General features: G+C 68.6%; 4 protein-coding genes. 3 read left to right on the top strand and 1 reads right to left on the bottom strand.

Translation table 11 applies throughout. The features are described from left to right. Positions 1-216: 216 nt before the first annotated feature. The gene (locus tag HUK65_RS15315; protein WP_179907147.1) at positions 217-2,055 is read right to left on the bottom strand and encodes a hypothetical protein; all 1,839 of its coding nucleotides are present in this window, start codon (positions 2,053-2,055) and stop codon (positions 217-219) included. 135 nt (positions 2,056-2,190) lie between these two features. On the opposite strand from HUK65_RS15315, the gene HUK65_RS15310 reads away from it, so the two are divergent. The 3 genes from HUK65_RS15310 (at position 2,191) to HUK65_RS15300 (ending at position 7,859) form a co-directional block, all read left to right on the top strand. Beyond that, a complete protein-coding gene (locus HUK65_RS15310) occupies positions 2,191-4,506 on the top strand; it encodes a DNA topoisomerase IV subunit A (protein WP_179907146.1) in 2,316 nt (771 codons plus the stop codon). 87 nt (positions 4,507-4,593) lie between these two features. Next, entirely contained in the window at positions 4,594-5,244 is a 651-nt protein-coding gene (locus HUK65_RS15305; protein WP_179907145.1) for a hypothetical protein, read from the top strand. 119 nt (positions 5,245-5,363) lie between these two features. Further along, positions 5,364-7,859, top strand: a complete 2,496-nt coding sequence (locus HUK65_RS15300; RefSeq protein WP_179907150.1) for a cation:proton antiporter — start codon at positions 5,364-5,366, stop codon at positions 7,857-7,859. Positions 7,860-7,943 lie beyond the last annotated feature (84 nt).

Genomic DNA, 7,943 nt, shown 5'->3' with positions numbered 1-7,943 from the left:
TCTTGCCGTGGTCAACATGGCCAATCGTGCCAACGTTCACATGCGGCTTCGTGCGTTCAAACTTCTGCTTTGCCATGTCTTCGGCACCCCGTTGCTGAAGGGTCAGGACCGACCCCGGAACTTTCTCGCGCGACCGCTTACTCACTGGGCGCGGAAAAATCAAGCGCGTGTTATGCAAAAGCCGCCCGCCACAGGTCTGCGCGGCGGCGCGGCGTGTCAGCCGCCGATCAGCTCTGCGATCCGGGCTTCCAGCGCGGCGGCGCGGGCTTCGGCGGCGCGCCGCGCGGTCCGGGCGGCGAATATCCGGGCGTCCAGCGCATCGACCCGGGCGCGGCGGTCGCGGTCGGCGGCGCTGTCGCTGCCCAGCGCCACGATCAGATCCACCAGCCGGGCCTGTTCGGCGGCCAGATCCTCGGCCTCGGCCTCGGCGGCGGCACGGTCACGGCGGGCCTGGGCCAGGTCCCGGCGCAGCGCGGCCAGGTCGGACAGTAGCGCCTCGGTTTCGGCGTCGGGGGCATCGCGCATCCACAGATCCAGCAACGAATCGTCGATATCGGTCACGGCGATACGGCGGCTGCGGGGCTGGCGTTCGGTCACGGTGAATTCGGTGATCCCGTCCGGCGCCACGGCAACGGTGAAGCGATGCGCCTCCAGCCGCGATTCGGCGCCCCCGGTGGCCAGCTCCCAGCCGGACTGGCGCGGATGATCCAGGGTCAGGTCGCGCGCCGCATCGCCGTCAGCTTCGATGCGATAGGTGGTGCGGCGCATCAGATCCTCGGTCAGGGTCACCACGCCATCGGCGATTGTCAGGCTACGCAGGGTTTCGGTGCGCGCGACGTCTTCAGCCACGCGCAGGCTGGTGTCGCGGGCGAACTCCAGCAGGGCCGCACCGCCCGGGGCAAGTTCGGGGACCTGCGCATCACCGGCATGGCCGCGCCCGTCCTGATAATAGGTCATGACCCCGCCCGGCAGACGCAGGGGCAAGGGGTTGTGCAGCGACAGGGCAATCCTCGGATGGCTGGCCCCTTGCCCGCCGCGATGCACCAGAAGCTGCGCCTGGGGCATATTGTCCTGCAGGAAGGGCAGGCTGATCATCTGCCCCGCAGCCAGGGTCACCGGCGTGGCCAGCGTGAAGCGCGAGAAACTGGCGCCATCATCGGCCAGGGTGTCCGCCACGGCCTGATCGGCCATGCTTCGCGCCATCAGCGCGGATTCCATGGCCGGAGCGGCGAATGCGTCAGCATGATCGCGGGCATAGAGCGCGGCCTCCAGCACCTGCACCGCGCCGGTGGCCAGGGTCAGCTCCACCGCGTCCCAGTCCTGCCCGGTGGTGTTTTCCAACACTGCCCAGCCGGTCAGCGCCAGCCCGTCATCTGTATCCACCGCCCGCCAGGCGGTTTTCCAGACGGGCGCCGGTTGCAGCCAGCGCAGCGAAAGATCGCGCGTGGTGTCATCATCGCTGCCCAGCGCCACCGCCACCCGCCGCGGGTCCCGGCCCAGGCGCAACGCTGCCAGCCCCGCGTCGATCATGGCGCGGTCGGCGGGATCATCGAAGCGCAGGTCCAGCGTGCCATCCAGATCCAGCGCGCGCAGGGCACCGGTATCATCGCGCAGGGTCAGCACCGCACAGGGGCCATGTTCGCAGGGGCGGTCGGTGACGCCCATCACCGTGCCGCGGGTTTCCACCCCGCGCCGGTCCACGGTAACGGCGGCCCCGGTCATGGCGCTCAGCAGCGCCGCCTTGCCCTGCAGGTCCGCGGGGGCAAGGGGCAGCGCGGCAAAGGCGTCTTCGAATGCGGCGGGGCCGGGCAGGCGCAACCGGATCACGCTGCCCGCCGGATCACCCACCACCACCGATTTCAGGAACCCGTCCAGATCGGCGCGGCGCAGGGTCAGACCGGCCTGCCCCTCGGTCATGGGCAAGGTGGTTTCGACCAGTGCGGTCCCGGCGGTGGACAGGGTCACGGCGCGGACCTGCGGGTCGGCCTGCGCGGCACCGGGGGCCAGCAGCAGCACCAGCGGCAGCGCGCGAAACAGATGCGGAAAGGGGGTCATGCGCGCCTCCGGGCACAGGGGGAACAGCTGCGCCACAGTAGCGCCGCCGGTCCAGGCGGGGCAAGGCCGCGGAAGGCGCATCGCGCAGTCGTGTGCAGGCTGGACGGGTGCCGCGCGCACGGCTATGAGGGCGCGATGGCCAATGATGATGACATACCTGTCCCCGCGGGGACAGACGCTGACCCGCCCCTGTCGGAGCCCCTGCGCCGCGCGCTGGGGGAGCGGTATCTGCAATATGCGCTCTCCACCATCATGCACCGCGCGCTGCCCGATGCCCGCGACGGGCTGAAACCCGTCCACCGGCGCATCCTGTTTGCCATGCGCGAGCTGCGGCTGTCGCCCACCGGGGGCTTTCGCAAATCCGCCAAGATCACCGGCGATGTGATGGGCAATTACCACCCCCATGGCGATGCCGCGATCTATGACGCCATGGCGCGTCTGGCGCAGCATTTCGCCATGCGCTACCCGCTGGTGGACGGGCAGGGCAATTTCGGCAATATCGACGGCGACAACCCCGCCGCCGCCCGCTACACCGAGGCCCGCATGGCCGCCGCCGCCGAGCGCCTGCTGGAAGGGCTGGCCGAAAACGCCGTCGATTACCGCCCCAACTATGACGGCACGCTGGAGGAGCCCGAGGTTCTTCCCGCCGCCTTTCCCAACCTTCTGGCCAATGGCGCCAGCGGGATCGCCGTGGGCATGGCCACCAATATCCCGCCCCATAACCTGGATGAGGTGATCGAGGGCGCCTGCGCCCTGATCGGCGACCCGGCGTTGAGCGACGAGGCCCTGGCCCGCCTGATCCCCGGCCCCGATTTCCCCACCGGCGGCGTGATCGTGGAACCGCGCGAGGCATTGATCGAGGCCTATCGCACCGGCCGCGGCGCCATCCGTCTGCGCGCCCGGTGGGAGGTTGAACAGCTTGCCCGCGGCGCCTGGCAGGTGGTGGTCACCGAAATCCCCTATCAGGTGCCCAAATCCCGCCTGATCGAAAAACTGGCCGAGGTCATCCACTCCCGCAAGGTGCCCCTGCTGGCCGATGTGCGCGACGAAAGCGCCGATGACGTGCGGATCGTGCTGGAGCCGCGCACGCGCAGCGTGGACCCGGAACTGATGATGGGGATGCTGTTCAAGAACAGCGACCTGGAGATCCGTTTCGGCCTGAACATGAATGTGCTGATCGACGGGCGCACGCCAAAGGTCTGCAGCCTGCGTGAGGTGCTGCGCGCCTTTCTGGACCACCGGCGCGAGGTTCTGCGGCGACGCTCGGAACACCGTCTGGCGAAGATCGACCACCGGCTGGAGGTGCTCGAAGGCTTCATCATTGCCTTCCTGAACCTGGACCGGGTGATCGACATCATCCGCTATGACGACGCCCCCCGCGATGCCCTGATGCGCGAGGAATGGGGCCGCAGCTTCACCCGCGCCACCTCCGAGGCCGATTACATCCCCCCCGCCCCCGGCGAGGGCGAGCTGTCCGAGGTGCAGGCCGAAGCCATCCTGAACATGCGCCTGCGCAGCCTGCGCCGGCTGGAAGAGATCGAGCTGAAGCGCGAACGCGACGCGCTGCTGAAGGAACGCGCCGGGCTGGAGGATCTCCTGGCCTCGGAACGGCTGCAATGGGCGCGGATCGTCAAGGAATTGCGCGCCGTGCAGGCCGAATTCGGCAAGGGCACCGCCCAGGGCGCCCGCCGCACCGGCTTTGCCGAGGCGGGCGAGGTTGAAGACGTCCCCCTGGAAGCCATGATCGAGCGAGAACCCATCACCGTGGTCTGTTCGAAAATGGGCTGGATCCGCGCCATGAAGGGCCATGTCGCGCTGGACAGCGAGTTCAAGTTCAAGGATGGCGACGCAGGCCGCTTTGTCTTTCACGCCGAAACCACCGACAAGCTGCTGCTGCTGGGCTCTACGGGGCGTTTCTACACGCTGCCGGCCGCAAACCTGCCCGGCGGGCGCGGCATGGGTGAGCCAGTGCGCCTGATGGTGGACCTGCCAAACGAGGCCGAGATCGTCGATCTGTTCATCCACCGTGCCGGGGTGAAGCTGCTCATGGCCTCCAGCACCGGGGATGGTTTCGTGGTGCCCGCCGACGAGGTTCTGGCCCAGACCCGCAGCGGCAAGCAGGTGCTGAACGTGAAACCCCCGGCCCGGGCGCTGTGCGCCCATGTGCTGCGCGGCGACCATGTGGCCACGGTGGGCGAAAACCGCAAGCTGCTGGTCTTTCCCCTGGCCGAACTGCCCGAGATGGCCCGCGGCAAGGGCGTGCGGCTGCAGAAGTTCAAGGACGGCGGCCTGTCGGATGTGACCAGCTTCGATCTGGCCCAGGGGTTGAGCTGGAAGGACCCCGCCGGGCGCACCCGCCATGAACCGGATCTGAGCGAATGGCTGGGCAAGCGCGCCAGCGCGGGGCGGATGGCACCGCGCGGATTTCCGCGCGACAACCGCTTTACCTGACCCTGCGCGCCCCCTGTCCCGGCCCCTGCGATTGTGCGCGCGGGGCCATTCCGCTATGTCAGGGACAGGATGACAATCGGAGTTCGCATGCCCAAGACGCCTTTCCGCCTGCCGCGCCGCGCTGCCCTGCTGGGCGCGATCCTTCTCCTTGGGGCCTGCGCCTCGGGGGCGCACCTGGGCGAACAACGGGGGGAACTGGGTGATTTCCGGCTGGGCCATGCGATCGTGGTGGCCGAGAGCGCGACCATGGGCCCCGCCTCGCGCCGCGCCGATCCCGAGGATTGGGAAAACACCCTCCAGGCCGAAATCGAGCGCCGCTTTGCCCGCTATGAAGGCGACAGCTACTACCACATTGCCGTCGCCGTGCAGGGTTATGTGCTGGCCATGCCGGGGATCCCGCTGGTGGCATCCCCCCGCTCGGTGCTGATTGCCGGGGTCACGATCTGGGATGATGAGGCGGGCACCAAGCTCAACGAAACCCCGCACCGGATCACCGTGCTGGAAAGCCTGTCGGGGGAAACCGTGGTCAGCTCCGGGCTGACCCAATCCGCGGAACAGCAGATGCAGAACCTGTCGCAGAACGCGGTCGGGGCGATCGAACGCTGGATGGCCTCGAACCCTGACTGGTTCCGCCCCAGCCCCGCCGAGGACGCCGACACCCCCACAGACGCCGCCCCCGAAGACATCAGCCTTGAAGATGCAGCCCTTGAAGACATGACCGACCCCGCCGAGGGCTGAGGTGCTGCGCAGCGGCGCGCTGCCGCATCGGCGGGCCAGGGCCGCCCTGCTTGCCAAAAACCGCCTGTGATCAACACCCTGCCCTTTCCGATACGCCGGGCATGGCATATCTTGACACGATGGATATCGCCACATTTACCGGATTCGCCGCGGCGCTGTTTCTGATCATCGGCCTGGCCGAGCCGCTTGCGGCCCGGCTGCGGCTGCCGTTCACGGTGATCCTGGCGGGAATCGGTATCCTGATCGGGGCGGGGGCGGCCTATGTGGCCGTCTCGCCGCTGACCGGAACGCTGGATACGTTGGCCGCCCTCATCGACGGCCTGCCGATCCGCTCTGATGTGTTCCTGTTCGTGTTTCTGCCCACGCTGCTGTTCCAGGTGGCGCTGGGGCTGAACCTGCGGCGGATGGCCGATGACTGGGTGCCGATCCTGGTGCTGGCGGTGGTGGCGGTGATCATCGCCACTTTTACCGTGGGCTATGCGCTTTACCTTGTGGCGGGGCTGTCGCTGGTGGCCTGCCTGCTGATCGGGGCGATCGTGTCCACCACCGACCCCTCGGCGGTGGTCAGCATCTTCCGCAACATCGCCGCCCCACGGCGGCTGAGCCGGATCGTCGAAGGGGAAAGCCTGCTCAATGACGCGGCGGCGATTGCGCTGTTTGCGCTGTTCCTGAACATCATCCTGCCCACCCAGCCCTCGCCGCGGCTGGCCGAGGCCTTGCTGCAGCTTCCCCTGCTGTTTCTGGGCGGGGCGGCGCTGGGCTGGCTGCTGGCGCGCGTGGTGATCATCGTGATGACAGCGCTGCCCAATCACCCGCTGGCGCAGGTATCGCTGTCGGTGGCGCTGCCCTATATCGCCTATCTGGTGGCCGAACGGGTGCTGGGCGCGTCCGGGGTGATCGCGGTGGTCGCGGCGGGGATGGTGCTGAACCTGCTGGGGCCGTCACGGATCATGCCCACCGCCTGGGGCTACCTGCGCGAGGTCTGGGACCTGCTGGCGCATTGGGCGGGGGCGCTGATCTTCATTCTGGCGGCCCTTCTGATCCCCCAGCTTCTGGGCGGGGTGCGTCCGGGGGATGCGGTCCTGCTGGCGGTGCTGGTGGGGGCGGCGGTGCTGGCGCGGGTGCTGGTGCTGTTCGGAGTGTTGCCGGTGCTGAGCATCCTGCGCCTGTCGCCGCGGGTGGAATGGCCCTACAAGGTTGCGATCCTGTGGGGCGGGCTGCGCGGCGCGGTCACGCTGGCGCTGGCGCTGGCTGTGACCGAAAACCCCGCCCTGCCCGCTGAGGTAAAGCGCCTGGTGGGGATCCTGGCCACGGGCTTCGTGCTGTTCACGCTGATCGTGCAGGGGACAACCCTGCGCCCCATGATCCGCTGGCTGAAGCTGGACCAACTCACACCGCTGAACCAGGCGCTGTCCAACCAGGTGCTGGCCGTTGCCCTGCAGAATGTGCGCGAGGAGGTCTCGCAGATCACCCAGCGCAACGAGCTGCAGCGTGAGGTCGTCCGCTCCGAGGCGAAGCGCTTCGCCGAGCGTCTGGACCGCGCCGTGGCCGCCGCCGAGGACAGCGCCGAGATCCAGGACCGCGACCGGATCACCCTGGGGCTGGTGGCCCTGGCCGGCCGTGAGCGTGACCTGATCCTGGAGCATTTCCGACAACAGGTCATCTCGGTCCGGCTGGTGGATCGGATGCTGTCCGATGTGGACCGGCTGATCGAACGCACCCGCCAGGGGGGGCGCACCGAATACCGCCGCGCCGGGCGCGAGGCGCTGGGCGAAGGGCGCGGCTATCGGCTGGCGGTCTGGCTGCACAACCGGCTGCGGATATCCGGCCCGCTGGCGCAACGCACGGCGGACCGGTTCGAGATCCTGCTGAACCAGGCGCTGATCCTGCGCGAATTGCACAGCTATATCGATACCAAGATCCGGCGCATCCATGGCCGACGGGTGGCCGAACTGCTGCATGAATTGCTGGACCGGCGCATGGCCGATAACGATAACGCCCTGCAGGGGTTGCGGCTGCAATACCCGGGCTATGCCGAACAGCTGGAACGCCGCTTCATCCGGCGCACTTCGTTGCGGCTGGAGGGACGCGAATACGATCTGCTGCGCGGGGACGGGCTGATCGGGCCGGAACTGCATGCCACGCTGGTGACGCGGCTGGCGCGGATGCGCGACGCGCAGGAAACCCGCCCGCAACTGGACCTGACGCTGCAGAAATCGGAACTGGTGGCGCGCTTCAAGCTGTTCGCCAGCCTCAGCGACAGCGAACGGCGGCGGCTGGCGCGCGCGCTCAAGGCCGTCTATGTCGCCCCCGGCGAGGTGCTGATCCGCCGCGGCCAAGTCGCGCACAACATCTTTTTCATCGCCTCCGGCGCGGTCGAGATGGATTTCGCCGGGCAGAAGACGCGGCTGGGCCGGGGTGACATGTTCGGCCAGCTGGCGGTGCTGGCCCGCCATCGCCGCCGGGCACAGGTGGTGGCGCTGACCCATTCCACCATCCTGAAACTTGACGAACAGCGTTTCAAGCGCCTGCTGGCCGCCAGCCCGGAACTGCGCGAAGCCGTCCGCGCCACCGCCGACGCCCGCGGTGTCGAACTGCCGGATGGGTCGTTGTAGCCATGGCTGCGGCCGCCCCTGACGCGCGCCCTTTCCGGCCACGCCGGGAAAGCGCCCCCGAGCCGCGCCCACCCACCCCTGCGC

Source organism: Rhabdonatronobacter sediminivivens (assembly GCF_013415485.1).
In the GTDB taxonomy this organism is placed as follows: domain Bacteria; phylum Pseudomonadota; class Alphaproteobacteria; order Rhodobacterales; family Rhodobacteraceae; genus Rhabdonatronobacter; species Rhabdonatronobacter sediminivivens.
The sequence above is the reverse complement of the archived record's forward strand: the minus strand, read 5'-3'. Positions and strand labels throughout refer to the sequence as shown.